The sequence below is a fragment of the Actinophytocola oryzae genome (assembly GCF_004364325.1).
GTDB lineage: Bacteria > Actinomycetota > Actinomycetes > Mycobacteriales > Pseudonocardiaceae > Actinophytocola > Actinophytocola oryzae.
The window spans coordinates 18,741-37,073 of the sequence record NZ_SOCP01000016.1; the positions used below are offsets into that span (position 1 = coordinate 18,741).

Here is an 18,333-nt window from a genome sequence, read left to right on the forward strand (position 1 = left end):
GTGTCATGACAGTTGGAGCCAGCCGAGGACGAGCGTGGCGGCCAGGACCGGCCCGCCGACGAGAGCCAGCCGGGACCGCTGTGCGCGGTAGACGGCCGCGACGGCGGCGCAGGCACAGAGCCCCGCCAGGTAGGCGGCATGCAGCCACGGTTCGCCCTGCACCGGCGACCGGACCCCCAGGATTCTCTCCGTCGACCACCACATCCACCAGACGCCTGCGTCGAACCGCCCGAAGGCCACCAGACCGCCCAGGGTCGCGAGGACGAAGACGATCAGTACGCCGCCCGCGAAGGGCAGCCAGCGCGCGGCGAGCACGCCGAGCAGTCCGGCGCCCGCCAGGATGAACGGGAGCTGGGCCAGCTCGCCCGCGGTCAGCACGTCCTGCCGCGGGATGTCGTTGACGCTGTCGACGAGAGCCATGGCCACCGCCGCGACCGCGCCGACGCCGGCCGGTGGGAGCGCGATCCCCAGGCTCATCGCCCAGGTTCGAATGGTGTCCGCGGTCGGCGTGACGTCCAGCGCCTCCTCGGCGTGGCCGCGGCGGGCGCCGCTCGCGACCAGGTTCGCCGCGAAGAGGACGAACATGGGCGCGAAGAACGCGACGGCGACGAAGATGGTGCCGTACCAGTAACCCGCGGTCCGGCCGTCGCTGGCACTGTCCAAAGCGGAGGTCACCGCGATGACGGCGGGCAGCGGCCACAGCACGGGATGCCGGACGAGGTGGCGCGCTTCCCGGCCGATCAGCGGCGTCATGGCGGCCGCGGAGTCCACAGTGGTCATGAGTGGGTGACCTCCGGTTCGAACTCGCCCACCAGCAGCAGGTACGCGTCCTCCAGTGTCGGTGGGATCAGCTCGGCGCCCCGGGGTGGGTCGCCGACATTGCGGTAGGCGCCGTCACCGGTGCGCCACGCCGCGAGCGCGGCAGGCGAGCGCCGTGTGTCCGTCCACACGCGACCTTCGGCCCGCGCCGTCAGCTCCGCCGGAGTACCGGCGAACCGGGCCCGGCCCTGGTGGATCACGGCGATCCTGGTGCACAGCGCGGTGATGTCCTCGGTCTGGTGGCTGGACATGACCACCGTGCGCCCCTCGCCCGCCTGGGAGATCATCTCCCGGAACCGCAGCCGCTGCTCCGGGTCGAGGCCGACCGTCGGCTCGTCGAGGACGAGCAGGTCGGGATCGCCCAGCATGGCCTGCGCCAGGCCGACACGCCTGCGCATGCCGCCGGACAGGGCCCGGATCCGCTTCGCGCTGACGGACTCCAGCCCGGTCAGCGCGATGACCCGGCGGACCTCGTCGTGCCGGGGCCGCCGGTCGGTCATCTCCTTCAGGATCGCCACGTAGTCGACGAACTCGAAGACGGTGAAGCCCCGGTGGAAGCCCGCGTCCTGGGGCAGGTAGCCGAGGCGTTCGCGGATCCTGGTGCGGTCGTCGGGGCGCGACGGATCGCGGCCCAGCAGGGTCACCGTGCCCCGGTCCGGCGCCAGTACGGTGGCGATCGTGCGGAGCAGGGTCGTCTTGCCCGCCCCGTTCGGACCGAGCAGTCCGGTCACCCCGGGGTCGGCTTCGAGGTCGACGCTGTCCAGTGCCGTCGTGCGGCCGAAGGACTTGGTCGCGCCGCGCACACTCACCGTGGTCATGCGTTTCTCCCCAGCCTGATCGTGAAGGTGTCGCGGGTGACGGCGAGCCAGGTGGCGGCGCCGACGGCCACGGCGAGCCAGAAGACCTGGGCGCCGCCGCCGAAGGCGAGGTCGAGGTGACCCGCGATGGTGGTCGGTGCGGTCAGCAGCGTCCAGGCCGTGGCCACGACGCCGACCGCGACGACAGGCGTCACGCGGGCGGACAGGGCCAGCGCGGCGCAGGTGAGCCCGGCGGTGGGCAGTAGCCAGGCGGCAGGCCAGTTCGGGCCGGGTAACGCGAACCCGGCGGCGGCCACGATCGGCACCGTCACGGTCAGGACGGCGACCGTTCGGACCAGCAGCAGTCGCAGCCCCGGGTACGGGGCGGCGAGGCCGATCTCCCTGGTCGGGTCGAGGCCGCCTGCGAAGGCCACCGCGACACCGGCCAGCGGCCCGAGCGGGGCGACCACGAGAAACCGCTCCGGGAGACGCTCGTCGACCTGGGCCGCCCACGCAGCGAGCGCGAGCACCCCCGCGACGGCCAGCAGCCACGGCCCTCGCAGGGTCGGCGTCGCGGCGACGAGGCGTGCCGTGGCCTCGCCGACGCCGAGCCGGGTCAGCATCCGTTCGAGCCCGCGCAGGCGGGGTGCGTCGACCCGGTCGACCACCTCGTGCCAGATCGCCTCGGCCCGCCCGACGTCCACGTGGGACGAGATCGCGCCCCGGCAGGCCGCGCACCTCATCAGGTGCGCCTCGACGGACGCGGCCAGATCCGGCGGGGCGTCCCCCCGCGAGTACCGGCGGATCGCCTCCGGATCCAGGTGCCAGACGGTCATGCCGACCTCCCCGTCATGCCAGCCGCTCCCGCAACAGGGCGCGGGCGCGCATCATCCGTGTCTTGACCGTGCCGGGCGGGATGCCCAGCAGCCGGGCGGCCTCCCGGGTCGTCAGTCCGTCGAGGACAGTGGCCTGCACGACGGCACGCAGCTCCGGTGACAGGCTCGTGAGTGCCGCGCCGAGGTCGCCGTACTGGACGGCGAGCAGCACGTGCTCCTCGGCCGAGTTCTCGACGCCCGCGAACCTCGTCAGCTCGTCGACGGGCGGACGGCTGCGACGCAGCGCGTCGACCAGACGACGGATGCCGATCCCCCAGATCCACGCGGCGACCTCGCCCCGGCGATCCCACCGCCCGGCCGACCGCCAGACCGCCACGAACGTGTCCTGCACGACCTCGTCGACGATCTCCGGCGACGAGCACCGCCGCCCCAGGCGCACCAACAGCCACGGCAGGTGCCGCCGGTACAGCTCGGCGAACGCCGCCCGGTCACCGTCGGTGATCGCCGCGAGGAGCTGGGCGTCCTCTCGCGGGTCCGGCGGCCCTGTCAGCATGCGTAGCTACCATCCATGCCCTGTTCGTCGCACCGAGCGGGGCAAACGGTTCATGTGCGCTCGGCGGCCGTGGCCACGACGGGTTCGGACCTGGGCTCCGCTACGGGGGTGGCGTGGTCGAGCACGTGCGGGAGCAGCCGGTCCAGCGGGCGGGGTAGCCACCAGTTCCAGCGGCCGAGCAGGACCATGGTCGCGGGTACGAGCAGGCAGCGGACGATGGTCGCGTCGACGACGATCGCGCTGGCCAGGCCGAGGCCGAAGATCTTGATGGTCGGGTTGTCGACCAGTACGAAGCTCGCGAACACGCAGACCATGATCAACGCCGCGGAGGTGATCACGCCGCCCGTCTCGGCGAGGCCGCGGCGGACCGCGACCAGGTTGTCGCCGGTGCGGACCCAGTGCTCCCGGACCGAGGTCAGCAGGAACACCTCGTAGTCCATGGACAGCCCGAACAGGACGGCGAACAACACCATGGGCACGTAGCTGTCGATCGGCACCGGGCCGTCGAGCCCCAGCAGCGTCGCGCCCCAGCCCCACTGGAACACCGCCGTGACCACCCCGTAGGCGGCACACACCGACACGATGTTCATCAGCGCCGCCTTGACCGGCAGCAGCAGTGACCGGAACGCCAGCAGCAACAGCACGCACGCCACGCCGACGACGGCCAGGATGAGCCACGGCAGCCGCTCCGTGATGCGGTTCGCGAGGTCGATGCGGGTTGCCGTGCCACCGCCGACGTGGGCGTCGTCGAATCTCGGCAGCACGTGGTCCCGCAGCCGCGCGACCAGGGCGTCCGTGGCCGTGTCGGACGGTCCGGTGGTCGGCACGACCCGCAGCGCCACCGCGCCCGAGGGCAGCGGGCGGGGCGGCGACACCGTCTCGACCCCTGCCGTCTTCTCGATGGCCGCCGACGCGGGCCCGGCCTGGGCGGGATCGGTCAGCACCACGGTGAGCGGCCCGTTCTCGCCGGGCCCCCACGCCGCCGCGACCGCCTCGAAGTGCAGGCCCGTCTGGTGGTCCGGGCCCCGGTCGCCCGCGTCGGTCTGGCCGAGCCGCAGTGCGAGCGCGGGCGCGCCGAGTCCGAGTAACAGGACCGCGCTGGCGACCGCGACGGTCACGGGTCGGCGGGCGGTGAAGGATGCGAACCCGCCCCAGGCGCTCCGGTCGAGGTCCTCGTCGGTGGCGGCGGCCGGCCTGCCGCGGCCGAGGCGGGTGCCGGCGACGGCGAGCAGCGCGGGGGCGAGTGTGACGGCCGAGAGCACGGCACCCGCGACCAGCAGCGCGCTGCTCCAGCCGAGCCAGGACACGAAGCCGACGCCGGTGAGCATGAGCCCGCTGATCGCCACGATGACCGTGGCGCCCGCGAACACGACCGCGGTGCCCGCCGACCGCGCTGTGCGGACCACCGCGTCCGATGGGGACAGTCCGGCGGCGAGCAGCCTGCGCTGCCGGTTGACCAGGAAGAGCGTGTAGTCCACGCCGACCCCGAGTCCGATCATCGCGGCGAGTGTCGGTGCGACGTCCGGGATGGCGACCGCGCTCTTCAGCATGTCCAGCCCGGCGAGCCCGCCGACGACCACGATCAGCGCGGTGACCACCGGCAGCAACGCCGCGACGGCCGACCCGAACGCGAGCAGCAACACCACCAGCGCGGCCACGATGCCGATGATCTCGCTGGTCCGGGAGTCGAGCGCGGACAGCCGCTGGCCGAGCACGCCACCGAGCGCGACGGCCATGCTCGCGTCGCGCGCGGGCTCGGCGGCGTCGAGCACCTCCTGTCCCAGCGCCTTGTCGGCGGTGACCCCGGGGGCGAGCGTGACGGTGAACCGCACGGCGGTCCCGTCCGGACTCGGCTCGACCTTCGCGGGCACCGTGCCGATGCCTGGCACCGCCGACACCGCGTCGACGGTGTCGGCCACCGCGGCCCGGAGCGCGGGCGTGTCGACGCGCTCGCCGCGGCCCGCGGTGAGCACCAGTTCCGAGCGCTCCTGGCCGGACGCGTCCGCCGTTGACAGCTGCGCGTTGGCCGCCGCGCTGTCGCTGCCGGACACCGTGACGTCGTCGGCCGTGTCGCCCTCGACCACGCGTGCTCCCGCCAGCAGCCCCGCGGCCAGCAGGACCCACAGCACGACCACCAGTGTGCGGTGACGTCCGCACCACCTCGCGAGCATCGGCAACTCCTGTCGGGCGGTCGACCGCGTACCTGGTGACGGTCGCGGAGGTAGCGAGCACCGTAGCGGAGGCCGTGCCCGCGTCGGAGTTGCCGACCTGATTTCGTGGTGCCCGCTTCGCTCCTCGCCGATACTTCGCCTTTCGACACGGCTCGCGACGCGTGACGGGGCACCTGCCGCAGGCCAGACAGTGGGGAGAACCGATGCAGCCGTCCGAAAGACCTCGCGCGCGTGCCGCGACCGTCGTCACCGCGGCGATGGGGCTCACCGCCCTGTTTCCGGCAACGGCCGCCGCCGCACCGCCCGGCAACGACTCCTTCGCAGGCGCCGCACCGCTCACGTCGGTGCCCGCCGTCGGCGAGGTCGCACTGGCCGAGGCGACCGCGGAACCGGGTGAGCCCGACCCGTCCTGCGGCTCGTACAGCGCAGCGCCGTCGGCGTGGTTCGCCTTCACCGCGCCACGCACGGAGTCGATCACGTTGGCGCGCACCAGCTTCGAGTGGGACACCGTCCTCGCCGTGTACACCGGGGACTCGCTCGGCGGCCTGACCGAGGTCTTCTGCCGCACCTACGACCGCCGGATCCTCAACGTCACCGCCGGGCAGACCTACCGCATCCAGGTGAGCAACTGGCGCCCCGACACGCAAACCACCCGCATCGAGCTGGGACTGGCACCCACCCTCAAGACGGACCTCTACACGTCGGTGTTCGACCCGTCGACGCTCGACACGATCACCTTCTCCCAGTACGCCTACGACACCGTCGGCGAGGTGATCACCAGTGTGGAGTGGGACTTCGGCGACGGAACCACGGGAAGCGGCACTCCCGGTACGCACCGCTACCCGGCCGACGGGGACTACGTCGCCCGGGTGAACATCACCTCCGCCGACGGGCGCACCGCCACCGCGACGCGAGCCGTCACCGTGCGGACCCACGACGTGCGGATCGCCGGGTTCACCACCCCTGCCGCGGGCCGGGTGAACCAGACGAAGCCGATCGAGGTAAAGGTCGCCAACGAGCGGCTCCCGGAGAACGCCACCGTCGTCCTCTACCGGAGCACGCCTGGTGGTTTCGAGGAGATCGCCCGCGCCACGCAGTACGTGCCCGCGCGGCCGAACCGCACCGTGGCGTTCCCGTTCAACTACACCTTCACCCCGGAGGACGCCACGTTCGGCAAGGTGACGTTCCGGGCCGAGGTCACGCTTCCCCAGGGCGCGCGCGATGTCCGGCTCGTCGACAACGAGGTCATCGCGTCGGCGACGACCGTTCGACCCGGCACCGACGAGGTGAGCTGACCATGCGACCGAACCTGATCCGCCCCACCCGCGCCGCAGTGGTGGCGATCGTCGCCGCGGTGGTCGCGGTGCTGCTGCCCGGGGTGGCGCACGCCGAGCCGCCGTCCAACGACGACATCGACAACGCAACCGAACTGACCCTGCCGTTCACCGAGAACGTCGACCTGCCACAGGCGAGCGCCGCACCCGACGACCCGGACCGTTGCATCGCGCCGGGCGACCGAACGGTCTGGTACTCCTACACCGCGACCGAGGACGTCACGCTGCGGTTCGACACGGACAACACCATGACCAGCGCGATCTTCACCGGCTCCAGGGGCGCGCTGCGGTTCGTCCCGGGGACGTGTGCCACCGACTGGTACCCGAGAAGCTTCCCGGCACATGCCGGTACCACCTACTACGTGGTGCTCGCGGGAGCCGACTGGTACTCCCGGGTCCAGTTCTCCGCGGCGGTCGTGCCACCGCCGGTCAACGACCACTTCGACGCCGCGCAGCCCATCGGCACGCTGCCGTTCACCAGTCGTCTCACGCTGGCCGCGGCGACGTCCGAGGCAGGCGAGCCGTCGGCGAGCTGTGACCTCAACCCGGGTTCGCCGTCGGTCTGGTACAGCTTCACGCCCGAGGAGAGCGGGGCGTTCGTGGTGGACGCGGACTCGTTCGGCGGCAACTACACCCCGCGCGTCGGGGCATACACGGGCACGTCGCTCGCCGACCTGACCGAGGTGGCGTGCATCGCCGGCCAGAACGTGGTCCGCTTCGACGCGAACCGCACGGTGTACCTCCAGTTCACCGCGGCGGGCACGGGTGCGAGGGACCTGAGTTTCGGCGTGTGGCCGGCACGTCCACTGGAGCCGAATCTGCAGGTGTCCCCCGCGGCGCCGTCCGTGTTCGACGACGTCCGGTTCGACGGGTACTCCTGGGATCCCGAGGGCGACGGGACCAGCATCGAGGAGCTGGATCTCGGTGACGGCACGGTGGCCCATCCCCAATCGTCCTATGTGTACCACCGGTACACCGCCGACGGCGACTACACGGTCCGGTTGGACATCCGGGGGTCGGGCGGGCGTACGGCCACGATCAGCAAGGTCGTGTCGGTCCGCACGCACGACGTCGCGGTCACGGGCTTCGCCGCGCCGGCCACGGGCCGGGTCGGGATGACCAGGCAGGTGTCGGTCGACGTGGCGAACACCCGCTACGCCGAGAACGTGACGGTCACCCTCTACCGGGGCGACTCGACGGGTTACCAAGCGGTCAGGGCGCTCACCGGACCGGTGCCCGCCCAAGCGGGTCGCACGACACGGTTCACGTTCGACTACACGTTCACCGACGCCGACCTCGCGGAAGGCACCGTGGTGTTCAAGGCGGTCGCCGAGGCAGGCGGTGTCCGCGACGCGCTGCCGTCCGACAACACGGTGATCGCGCCGGCGACCAGGGTGCGCCCCGCGACGAGCTGACCGCAGGTGTGCGGGGGCCGGGCCGGCTCCCGCACACTCTCCGACAATCTGCCTTTCGGCAGATGGTCCACGGGTCGGCGGTGCGGAACAGTCACGGTCGAGGCGATCAGGTCGACCGGGCTGCAGAGGAGCACGACCAGTGGAAACAGGTTCCCGCAGGCGAACGGTCCGCCTCGTCGCAGCCGTGCTCTGCTCGCTCGCCGGTGCGACGGCGCTGGTGTCGAGCGCGTTCGGCGAGTGGGCCGACCGCCGGGACGGCATCGACATCCCGCTCGACGCCCTGTGGCAGCGGCTCGGTTCCGATGCGACCGAGCCGTTGGCGTCGTTGTTCGTGCCGTTGGCGGTCGCGGCCGTGCTGGCGCTCGTCGGCGTGGGCACCGGAGTTCGTGTCGTGGTGGCACTCGCCATGCTGGTCGGACTGGCCACGGCAGGCCTGTTCCTCCTCGAGCAGAGCCGCGGGGCGACCGCGTTCGACCAGTTCCACCAGGGGTTGACGAACGCGGCAGGCGGCACCCTGTTGCTGTTCGTCTCGGTGCTGCTCCTGCCAGGCCGCGCGTACAGGTCGGTTCCGAGTGGATCAGCCGGCCCCGGTCAGCGGTGACCATCCGCCGCCCGAGGGTCGCGCTGCTCGTCGTGGGGTGGGTTGACCAGCGGAGGAAACATGTCATGGTGGAGGCGACCGGGACGGGCAACTTCCTTGATCCCGATGGATATCTTGATCTGTTGCCCCACTCTGGTCGGCGTCTTCTGCCTGGCTTCCGCCACAACTGCTGGAAGCACGAAGAAGACCTGAGCCTTCGCTATGTCGGCGTCGGCAGTCTCAGCCTGGACGCGGACAACCAGTCCGACTGGGCCAGCTTCGGTGCGGTCACGTTGGATGAGATTCTGCCCCACGAGCACGGATGCAGCCGCGAAATCGGCTTCCTCGACGGATCGCTCATCGTCGTCAGTCGTGAGTTGATTTCGATCTGGACCGAAGCAGACTGCCCGGACAGGCTGCCGAGTAGCTGACCTCATCGCTTTGTTCGCCGACGATTGGGCTGTTTGCGCCCTGTTCCCTTCCTGACCTACTGCCGAGGTACATCAGGAACGTGATGCTCGGATGGATGGCGTGAGTCTCCACCAACCGCATCCTGGCCAGAGCGGCGATTTGCACTCGCCAGTTGATCCGGCCTCTCTCACAGAGCTTCACCGGGGTGCCTGTTGGTGATCGCCGGGATCTCAGGCAGTACGTCGCGCTGGTAGTTGGCTGTCCCGACGGGTACCCGCCTGGAAACGTGCGAGGTCGGGTAGGCGGGCCATGGTCCTCCTTGTCCAGATTGGCGGCACTTGATCGTAGAGCAGGCTCATTCAGCTGATGACGGTCGCGATCGTTCAATGAGGCGGCGTAGGGCGTGACTCGCCCGGAAGCAGGCTGAGTATCGTGGTGCCGCGCAACCTGGGGTTGAGTGATCAATCGGAGTGTGACTGTTGCGAAATATTCCGGTGCGGCGGGTGCTGGCCGTGGTGGTGGCATTTGTCGGCCTGTTGTTCGTCGTGGTGGCGATCATGATGGTCGGCCATGGCGCCGAGCACAATGACGTCCTGGCCAGTGTCGTTTCCGCCTTTGTCGGTCTGGGTGCGTTGATCGTCGCCCTCGTGGCTCTCCTTCCGCCGAAACGGTCGACGCGGAGTGCGGAGGAGTTGGCCGCCGACCTCACGAACACCGTGCTCGCCGAATGGTGGGAGGAGGCGGGGTCGCGCAAACTGCGTGATCCCAGGGTGTTGCCGTTGACGTGGTCGACCGGGCGCATGGACGGCCGGTTCGACGAGGCTTCCCGGCGGTTGGCCGAAACCTATCGGGAGATCCGCAGCGGACGCCTCGTGATGCTGGGTGAGCCGGGGTCCGGCAAGACGGTCCTGGCGATGATGCTGGCCATCGGGTTGGCGAGCGATCGCACCGAGGGCGGACAGGTGCCGGTACTGCTGTCCGCCTCGTCGTGGGACCCGGTCCGCGAACCGCTGGACGACTGGCTCGTGCACACGCTGGCCGGGGCGTACTACAACGGCCGGACCGACACGCCGAGGATGCTGCTGAACCGAGGGCTCGTGCTGCCGATCCTCGACGGGCTGGACGAGATCCCCGAGGTGGCCCGCCTGCACGCGATACACCGGATCAACGCCGCGGTCGGTGCGGAACGACCGATCGTGGTGACCTGCCGGGCAGTCGAGTACGACGACCTCATCGAGGCGGGTTCGCCCGCGTTGCGCCACGCTCCCGTGCAACGCATCGCGCCGATCGGGGTCGGGGACGTCGTCGTCCATCTCGCCGCCGTGCCCGACTGGCCTCCCGCCACGTCCTGGACGACGGTGTTCGACAGCCTTCGCGGCGCACCCGACGGTCCCGTCGCGGCCGCACTGTCCACCCCGCTGATGATCTCCCTCGCGGTGGCCGGCTACCGACACGGTGGCGACCCTGCCGAACTGGTCGACCCACAGCGGTTCCCGAGCCGGCACAGCGTCGAGAACCACCTGCTGGACCGCACGATCGACACCGCGTTCGCGCCGGACCTCCAGCGCGGCGGAACGAGCCGGTGGAGTAGCGACGAGGGCCGGCAGTGGTTGACCTTCCTCGCCCGCCACCTGCACGACCACCGGGAACGGGACCTGGCCTGGTGGCTACTCGCCGACCGGCTCCTCTCGGCCTGGGTCGCCCCGATCCTGGGCATCGCCGCAGGCGCGGTGGTGGGTCTGGCCATCGGGGTCGTCTCGGCGGTGACGGGCATGACGGAGCCCGGCCAGAGCTCGTCGATCGGAATCACGGCAGGCGTCCTCCTGGCCGTTCTGACGACGATGCTCTGGTACTGCTCGTCCGGCCGGACGCCCGGCAGGGTCGGCTTCGTGCGGGACGGCTCCCTTGACCGACTGCGCCGCGGCTTCCGCACCGGCGCGGCCCTCGTCTCGCTCGTCGGCGTACCCGTACTGATCATCGTCGTCACCGTCTTCCTCATCGAGGACGTCGCCTTCTCCACCGTCCAGGCCTTCGGAACGGGCGTGGGCATCGGCGTCACCGTGCTCTGCGTGGTGGGTTGCGCGGTCGCCGCCCACCACTGGCTGGACGCGATCCCCGACCACGCGGACAAGGCCACCCCGCTGGACTTCGTGCGGCGGGACCGCACCGCCTCGATCGTCGGCGCCGCGGTGGCCGGCCTCGTCGCGGCGGCTCTCGTCTGGCCGTTCCTGGTCACGATGCTGTTCCTGGGCAACGTGCTCAGCCAGGGCGTCGCCGGGTCGTACGGACTCGTGGGAGTCGCCGAGTTCCCGAGCCCCGCCGAAGAGCTGGACATCGACGGCGTGTGGCCGATGATCGGGACCGTGGCCGTCGTGCCGTTCCTCAGCGTGGCGTCGCTGACGTTGTCGACCAGGGCGTGGCCGCGGTTCGTCGTCGCCAGGGTCGTCCTCGCGGCCACCGGGCGGCTGCCGTGGCGCCTCCTGGCGTTCCTCGCCGACTCCAGGAAGCTGGGCCTGCTGCGCCAGTCCGGCGGCACCTACCAGTTCCGGCATGTCCGGCTGCAGCAACGACTCGCCCTGCCATCGGAGGACGAGTCCGACCCACACTCCGGTCCGACACGTCACCCGACCCGCCGGCGCCGGGTGGTCGCCGCCGCCGCGGTGATGGCGCTCGCCGCCACCGGAGTCGTCACCCTGGTCACGTACAACCATCTGCGGTGTGCGCCGGCGTTCTCGACCGGCAGCGAGGTCGACCAGCGCCGGGTCAGCGGTGGCGTCGACGAGTGCGTCGGGGTCGTCCCGGAGACCGTGCTGAACGGGATGGCCGCCACGTACCCGGAGATCGGCCTGCTGCTGAAGGAGAATCGCGCGGCGCGGACCTCTGCCGAGCACCAGACGGTCGCGGTGTTCCTTCGGCTCGGGACGGCACCGAGTGAGCGGACGCGGTCGATCATCGTCGGGACCGCCCTCGCGCAACACGAGAGCGCGCTGCGGGGACACCCGACCGTGGCCATGGTCGTCGAGACCGCCGACGCCCATCGGTCCGTCGCCCTCGGCCTCCAGGCCGACTTCAGCTCACGCACCCGCACACCGGTCAGGGCGCGAGTGATGTACCCGGAGCCCGACACCGACGTGAGCCTGATGGTTCACAACGACCTTCCGTTCGACGCCTACGTGTACGGAAGGTCCCCACAGACGCCGGTAGTGTTGGAACACATGCTCTCGGTGGCCACCTCGTCCGGTACACCCTGGTCCGAAATCCGCGACGATGCTCCGACCTACGACGACTGTTCATACAGCGGCCTGGATGTGGGACCGAACTTCTCCGAGATGCCGCCGGACAGGTCGGAATGGGTCGTGTACCACTCCAACTGCTTGCCCGATCTCACCGGGTTCGTCACGGAAAGGGCACTGGCTGACTATCTGAAGAAGCAACCCGGCATTCCTTATCAGACCTTCTACTACCCCGGCGCGGACACGTCGCCGGCTCGGGCGTACGCCGACGTGGTCAGGGGCTCGGACCTCCGGGTCGCCACGGATCGCGTTGCCGAGAACGCCTATCAACTGATGGTCCACGCGACCGGGACCCCCACCTACAAGATCGAGAAGTGGACGGCGTCGGACCGGTGACGGCCGGTGATCATCGACGACGGTCCGGTGCGGACCCGACCGGACCAGTCCCGTCTTCCCACCGGACCAGCAGACGGTCGTCATTCGGGCTCTCGTAGCGGTATGAAACAACCCAGCAACAGGATCTGCTGGATTTTTTCACAAGCCGGCCATACGCTGCCGATCGCTCGGCAGCCGCCGAGGCTCCACTGTGGCTTGGGCGCGAGGCCCGTTTCGAGTGAGGCAGCCAGACTTGACCAGATCAAGACGCATCGCCGCGGTCGTGGCCGTGGTGCTCGGCCTGTCCGTCCCCGGAGGTACCGCCGCCGCGGCGCCCGACACCACGGTGGCCGCGGGCACACAGTGGACCGTCACCCGTGTCGCGGGCGGGTTCCGGGTGACCCTCCGCCTGGACCGGGACCTTCCCGTCACCTCGGGCGCCCCGACGCTGTCGGTCGACGGTCGATTATTGGGTCCTGCCACCGAGTCCGCCGACGGCCGGTCGCTCTCGCTCGTCACCAACGACCCGTCGGTGGCGGGCGCGGGGACCGTCACGACCGACGCCTTCGGCCCGGAACCAGAGCCCGCCGCCCGGCGCGCGACCACGCCACGGACCGACCTCCCCCGGCTCACGCCCGAGACGTTGCGCACCGACCCGTCGACCCCCGGCCCGTACCGGGTCGCGGAGGCCGTGTACGACTTCGGCGACCAGGCGGTCCCGATGCTCAACATCGGCGGCCTCCGAGGCGAGATGACCGGCAAGCTCTACCTGCCCGCCGGCCGTGGCCGCGTTCCGGTCGTGGTCTTCATGCACGGCCGCCACACCTCCTGCTACGGGTCCGGCGCCGCCAACCCCGCGCGCTGGCCGTGCCGCGCCACCCCGGACAGCCCCGAGCAACGCTTCACGATCCCCAGCTACCTCGGCTACGAGGCGCCCGCCCGCGCGCTCGCGAGCAACGGCTACGCCGTGATCTCCGTGTCCGCCAACGCGATCAACGCCAACGACAACCAGCTCGCCGCCGACTACGGCGCGCAGGCACGCGGTCAGCTGATCCTGGACACCCTGGAGATGCTGAGGAAGGCCGACGCAGGCACACCCGTCGTCTTCCACGACGCGTTCACCGACCGCGACGTCGACCTCCGCGCCGCGCTCACCGGTGACCTCACGCCCGCCGCGCTGAGGGGCCGGCTCGACCTCCGCGACATCGGCATCATGGGCCACTCACGCGGCGGCGAGGGTGTGGTGGCCGCCTCGACGCTCAACGACGCGCTCCCCGTCGGCAGGCAGTTCGGGATCAGGGCCGTGCTCCCGCTCGCGCCGGTCGACTACGACCGCATCTCCCTGCCGAACGTGGCGACGGCGACGGTGCTGCCCTACTGCGACGGTGACGTGGAGAACCTGATGGGCCAGCACATCGTCGACGACTCACGGCACGGCTTCGCCGACGACGTGCTCCGCTCGGCCGTCCTCGTGATGGGCGGCAACCACAACTTCTTCAACTCCGTCTGGACGCCGGGCGGCTGGCCCGCGGGCACCGGCGACGACTGGCTCGCCGCCTCGGGTGCCGACGACCCCGTCTGCGCTCCCGCCTCCCCCACCACGACGCGGCTGACCCCCGCCCAGCAGATGCAGGTCGGCACCACCTACCTGGCGGGCTTCTTCCGGCTGACGCTCGGCGGTGAGAAGGCGTTCCTGCCGCTGTTCGACGGTTCGAACGTGATGGTGCCGTCGACGTCGTTCGCGCACATCACCTCGACGGCGACCCAGCCCGCGCGGTCGCGGGTGGACATCACGACGTTCGAACGTCCCGACGGCGCCGTCCGCGCCGCCGGTGACGCCACCGCCGAGGTGTGTGCGAGCATGGGCGGCGACGGCGGGGTCACGGTGCCCCAGCCGATGCCGTTCTGCACGACCACGCTCAACCAGGCGGCCGTGCCGCACTGGTCGCCCGCCACGTGGGCGTTCGACAGCCCGTCCTCGCCGATGCTGCACCTGCGGTGGACCTCGCCGAGCGGACGCGTGACCGTCGCCGTGCCGCCGGCCGCCCGCGACGTCCGTCGCTTTCAGCAACTGTCCGTGAAGATGGCCGCCGACGAGACCGTGTCCACCGCGACCGACCTCACCGTCACCGTCGTCGACCGCAGGGGACGCACGTGGTCCTCGCCGGTCACGGCACTCAACCCCGCGGCGGTGACCCGCATGCCCGGCGTCAGCTCCCCGTGGCTGCGCAAGGTGATCCTGCAGCAGGTGACGATCCCGGTGCGGGCACTGTCCGGACTGGACACCGGCGACCTCCGCGAGGTGCGGTTCACCGCGGGCGCCCCGACCGGCGGTGTCTACCTGTCCGACCTGTCGGTGGAGAACCGCGCGGTCGGCGCACGCGTGCCCGCGCGGCAGGCGACCGTCGACGTGGTGCCCGCCAACGTCGAGGAGGGTTCGGCAGCCGGGACCACCGAGGTCGCGGCCGTGCTCTCGGAGCGGGTCGGGCACCCGGTCGTCGCGTACGTCAGCGTGTTCGGGGCCGCCACCGGCAGGGCGGGCGTCACCATGCGCAAGGTGACCTTCGCCCCCGGCCAGACGTGCGTGGCCGTGCCGGTCCCGACCTACGGCGACACACTGCCGAGCGCCACCCCGACCACGTCGTTCAAGGTCTCCGCGACCAACGTGTCCGGCGCGGTGATGGGCGACAACGGTTTCGGCACCCTCACCGTCCGCGAGGACGACGGCGTCACCACCGGCACGCCGGCACCCGAGGTCGGCGTGCCGGGGGACGTGTGCGCCGAGTACGCGAGGGCCCCGGGCCGGCTGGAGGTCGTCGGCACCACCGCAGGCCGCCCGACCACCCTGTCCGCAGGCGGCTACCGCCCCGGCGAGAGCGTCGACTTCCGCCTGGCGTCGACCTCCCTCGGCCGCACGGCCGCCGACGCACGGGGACGGGTCACCCTCACGACCACCGTCCCCGCCGACACCCCGCGCGGCAGGGCACAGGTCTCCGCCACCGGCGCGGGTTCCCGCCACACGACCACGGCGACGGTCGTGTTCCGCTGATTCAGCGGGAACCGGCGCGGGAACGACCTTCCCGCGCCGGTTCCGGCGGTCACGGTGCGGGGTGGAGCAGTTCGGCCAGGATCTGGTCCGCTTCGGCGTAGCCCAGGCGTCGGTAGCGGGTCATGGCCGCTGTCAGGGCCTTCTCGGCGCCCTGTGCGTCGCCAAGGCGGCGACGGACCCTGCCCAGCAGCCGCAACGACTCCGCCTCGTCCAGTTCCGCGCCCTTGTCGTGGAAGAAGGCGATCGCCCGGGTCAGGTGGTCGGCACTGGTCGGGAGCTCACCCAGGGCCTCGTAGGCCAGGCCCAGTACCCGCGACGACGCGCCGTGCGGGACCTGGTCGTACGCACGCGCCGCCTCGGTCACCGCCCGGTCGGGGCGCCCCGCCAACAGGTAGGCCTCGGCCAGGTTGTTCAACGTGATCGCGCGCTTGTCGGGGGTCGCGGCCCGGCCGGCCAGCATCGCCTGGCGTGCCGCACGCAGGGCCGCGCGGTACCGGCCCACACGTTGGTAGGGAAGGATGAGGTTGTCCAGCGCCGCCCGCTCCCCGGCCCGGTCGCCGAGGCGCCGTGCGATGGTGACGCGCTCCTCGAAGCACTCGATGGCCTCGCCGTACCGGCCAAGCCGAGCCCTCACCACTCCCAGGCCGTTGACCATGTAGCCGATCGCGTGGGGGTCGTTCAGCCTGCGGGCCGCCGCCAGGCCCGCCGTGTGGGTCGCCAGCAGGTCGGTGAGGTTGCCTGCCGCACCCAGGAACGGCTGCAGCAGCCGGGTCAGCTGCCATGCCTGGCGGTCGTGACCGTGAGCCGCCGCGTAGCGCACCCCGGCGACCGCGTTGCCCCACTCGCGCTCGAACCACTCCGTGGCGGCCTGGCTGTCCCCCAGTTCCACGGTCGGCTCGATGTCGATGCCCGCCAGGTTGCTGTGCGGGTAGAACAGCTGGAACGCCGCGAGTGCGGCACCCGTGTACCAGTCCAGTGCCGCGGTGGCGCCCTCGTCGCCGAGCAGCTCCGCCGCGTACTCCCGCAGCAGGTCGTGGAACTGGTAGCGGTGGGGCTCGAGCTGTTCCAGCAGGTGCGCGCGGACCAGCTCGCCGAGCAGGAACCTCGCGCGCTCCGCCGACTCGCCGAGCAGCCCGCAGGCCACCCCCACGCCGAAGTCGGGGCCCGGGTGCCCGCCGAGCAGCCGGAACAGCAGGGCCGCCGACTCGCACAGTGCCTCGTAGGACGGTGCGAACACCGCGCGCAGGTCCGTCTCGTCGTCGTCGGACAGGTCGAAGCCCGACAGGCCCGCGGGCAGGAACTCGGACAGGAACCTCGACAGCGGCATCGACCCGAAGCGGCTGGCACGCTCCCCCAGCACGCGGATGGCCAGGGGCAGGTGGGCGCAGCGGGCCAGGAACTCGTCCGCACCCGCCGGGTCGGCCCCCACCCGCTCCTCGCCGACCGCCTCGGCCAGCAGCGCACGGGCGTCGTCCCGCGCCATGCGGGTCAGGGTCAGCCTGCGGGCGCCCTCGCGGGCCACCAGGCCGCGTAGTTCGGTGCGGCTCGTCACCAGCACGAGGCTGCCCGGGCCCGGCAGCAGCGGACGGACCTGGGTGGTGCTGCGTGCGTTGTCCAGCACGACGATCATCCGACGACCGGTGGTGCGGGAACGCCACAGCGACTCCCGCGCGCCCACGTCCGCCGGGAGCTGGTCGGGCCGCAAGCCGACCGACTGCAACAGCAGGTCCAGCGACGAGTGCCGCTCCCTCGGCTCGCCCGGCCCGTAGCCACGCAGGTTCAGGTAGACCTGCCCGTCGGGGAACGCGTCCGCGACCCGGTGCGCGAGGTGCACCACCAGCGACGTCTTGCCCACGCCTGCCGTGCCCTCGACCACGACCAGCCCGGGGTCGGTGGGCAGCGCGGCCAGCTCGGCGACCCGGCCGGTGAAGCCGACGACGTCGTTGGGCAGCTGGTGCGGGACGACCCGGCCGTCGGTCGCCGGGGCGGCCGTCGGCGAGACGAGGACGTCACCGGCCAGCACCCGCTCCTGCAGCGCACGCAGTGCGGGGCCCGGGTCCAGACCGGTCTCCTCGGCGAGCACGGCGGCGGCCCTGCGGTACGCGGCCAGCGCGTCGGCCTGCCTGCCGGACCGGTGCAGCGCGAGCACGAGCTGCTCCCAGAACCGCTCGCGCAGCGGGTGCGCGGCGGTGAGCCTGCGCAGCTCGCCGACCGGCGTCTCGCCCTTCGCGAGCAGGGTGTCGACCAGCCGCTCCCACGCGTCGAGGTGCTGCTCGACGAGCCGGGGCACCTCGTCGCGCTCCAGCGCGTCGGACGTGACGCCCGCCAGTGCCGGGCCACGCCACAGCTCGACCGCCTCGGTCAGCGACCGCGCGTCGCCGCGGGCCACGAGCGACTCGAACCGCAGCAGGTCCAGGCTCGACTCGTCGGCGTCCACCCGGTACCCGCCGGCCACCGTGCGGACGACGCGGTCGTCGCCGAACGCCCGCCGCAGCCGCATGACATACGTCTGGATCGCGTTCTTCGCCCGTTTCGGCGCGGTGTCGTCGCTGTCCCACAGCCACTGTTCGATCCGGCCGATCGACACCGTGGTGTTGGCGTGCACGAGCAGTCCGCCGAGCAGTGTCAGCGGTTGACCCGTCACCGAAACGGGCGTTCCATCCACAGTGGCCTCAACCGGACCGAGTATCCGGAAGTCCAGTGCCATCCGTCCAGTGTCACCCATGTGACAGCGGCCTGTGAGTGGTTTCGGCTTTGCTC

The 18,333-nt window shown here is 71.5% G+C and carries 12 protein-coding genes; 6 read left to right on the plus strand and 6 right to left on the minus strand.

The window, feature by feature from the left end; translation table 11 throughout:
- Positions 1-3 precede the first annotated feature (3 nt).
- The 5 genes from CLV71_RS33925 to CLV71_RS33945 are packed head-to-tail and all read right to left on the minus strand — an operon-like array spanning position 4 to position 5,176.
- Positions 4-780, minus strand: a complete 777-nt coding sequence (locus CLV71_RS33925) for a hypothetical protein (RefSeq protein WP_133906991.1) — start codon at positions 778-780, stop codon at positions 4-6.
- Complete coding sequence (locus tag CLV71_RS33930) at positions 777-1,637, minus strand: ABC transporter ATP-binding protein (RefSeq protein ID WP_133906992.1); 861 nt, start codon at positions 1,635-1,637, stop codon at positions 777-779. Before CLV71_RS33930 ends, CLV71_RS33925 begins: the two co-directional genes overlap by 4 nt.
- Positions 1,634-2,452 (minus strand): cupin domain-containing protein, encoded by an 819-nt coding sequence (locus CLV71_RS33935; RefSeq protein ID WP_133906993.1) that lies wholly within the window; start codon positions 2,450-2,452, stop codon positions 1,634-1,636. The genes CLV71_RS33930 and CLV71_RS33935 overlap by 4 nt, the downstream gene beginning before the upstream one ends.
- Positions 2,453-2,465: 13 nt before the next feature.
- Entirely contained in the window at positions 2,466-3,005 is a 540-nt protein-coding gene (locus tag CLV71_RS33940; protein WP_133906994.1) for an RNA polymerase sigma factor, read from the minus strand.
- Between the two features lie 50 nt (positions 3,006-3,055).
- Positions 3,056-5,176 carry an MMPL family transporter gene (locus CLV71_RS33945; RefSeq protein ID WP_133906995.1) on the minus strand — a complete coding sequence of 707 codons (2,121 nt, stop codon included), beginning with the start codon at positions 5,174-5,176 and terminating at the stop codon, positions 3,056-3,058.
- A gap of 203 nt (positions 5,177-5,379) precedes the next feature.
- On the opposite strand from CLV71_RS33945, the gene CLV71_RS33950 reads away from it, so the two are divergent.
- The 6 genes from CLV71_RS33950 (at position 5,380) to CLV71_RS33975 (ending at position 15,573) form a co-directional block, all read left to right on the plus strand.
- Entirely contained in the window at positions 5,380-6,471 is a 1,092-nt protein-coding gene (locus CLV71_RS33950) for a PKD domain-containing protein (protein WP_133906996.1), read from the plus strand.
- A gap of 2 nt (positions 6,472-6,473) precedes the next feature.
- Entirely contained in the window at positions 6,474-7,925 is a 1,452-nt protein-coding gene (locus CLV71_RS33955) for a PKD domain-containing protein (RefSeq protein ID WP_133906997.1), read from the plus strand.
- Positions 7,926-8,064: 139 nt separating this feature from the next.
- Entirely contained in the window at positions 8,065-8,526 is a 462-nt protein-coding gene (locus tag CLV71_RS33960) for a hypothetical protein (RefSeq protein WP_133906998.1), read from the plus strand.
- 65 nt (positions 8,527-8,591) lie between these two features.
- Positions 8,592-8,936 (plus strand): hypothetical protein, encoded by a 345-nt coding sequence (locus CLV71_RS33965; protein WP_133906999.1) that lies wholly within the window; start codon positions 8,592-8,594, stop codon positions 8,934-8,936.
- Between the two features lie 492 nt (positions 8,937-9,428).
- On the plus strand, positions 9,429-12,545 hold the full coding sequence (locus CLV71_RS33970; protein WP_133907000.1) for an NACHT domain-containing protein: 3,117 nt from the start codon (positions 9,429-9,431) through the stop codon (positions 12,543-12,545).
- Positions 12,546-12,777: 232 nt separating this feature from the next.
- Entirely contained in the window at positions 12,778-15,573 is a 2,796-nt protein-coding gene (locus CLV71_RS33975; RefSeq protein ID WP_133907001.1) for an alpha/beta hydrolase, read from the plus strand.
- Between the two features lie 49 nt (positions 15,574-15,622).
- Here the strand turns inward: CLV71_RS33975 and CLV71_RS33980 are convergent, their stop codons facing one another.
- Complete coding sequence (locus CLV71_RS33980) at positions 15,623-18,217, minus strand: BTAD domain-containing putative transcriptional regulator (protein ID WP_166664376.1); 2,595 nt, start codon at positions 18,215-18,217, stop codon at positions 15,623-15,625.
- Positions 18,218-18,333 lie beyond the last annotated feature (116 nt).

Bases quoted from the DNA above. Each gene is read 5' to 3' on its own strand.
- CLV71_RS33945 (WP_133906995.1), bottom strand. From the start codon at position 5,176: ATGCTCGCGAGGTGGTGCGGACGTCACCGCACACTGGTGGTCGTGCTG.
- CLV71_RS33935 (WP_133906993.1), bottom strand. From the start codon at position 2,452: ATGACCGTCTGGCACCTGGATCCGGAGGCGATCCGCCGGTACTCGCGG.
- CLV71_RS33965 (WP_133906999.1), top strand. From the start codon at position 8,592: ATGGTGGAGGCGACCGGGACGGGCAACTTCCTTGATCCCGATGGATAT.
- CLV71_RS33955 (WP_133906997.1), top strand. From the start codon at position 6,474: ATGCGACCGAACCTGATCCGCCCCACCCGCGCCGCAGTGGTGGCGATC.
- CLV71_RS33950 (WP_133906996.1), top strand. From the start codon at position 5,380: ATGCAGCCGTCCGAAAGACCTCGCGCGCGTGCCGCGACCGTCGTCACC.
- CLV71_RS33940 (WP_133906994.1), bottom strand. From the start codon at position 3,005: ATGCTGACAGGGCCGCCGGACCCGCGAGAGGACGCCCAGCTCCTCGCG.
- CLV71_RS33930 (WP_133906992.1), bottom strand. From the start codon at position 1,637: ATGACCACGGTGAGTGTGCGCGGCGCGACCAAGTCCTTCGGCCGCACG.
- CLV71_RS33925 (WP_133906991.1), bottom strand. From the start codon at position 780: ATGACCACTGTGGACTCCGCGGCCGCCATGACGCCGCTGATCGGCCGG.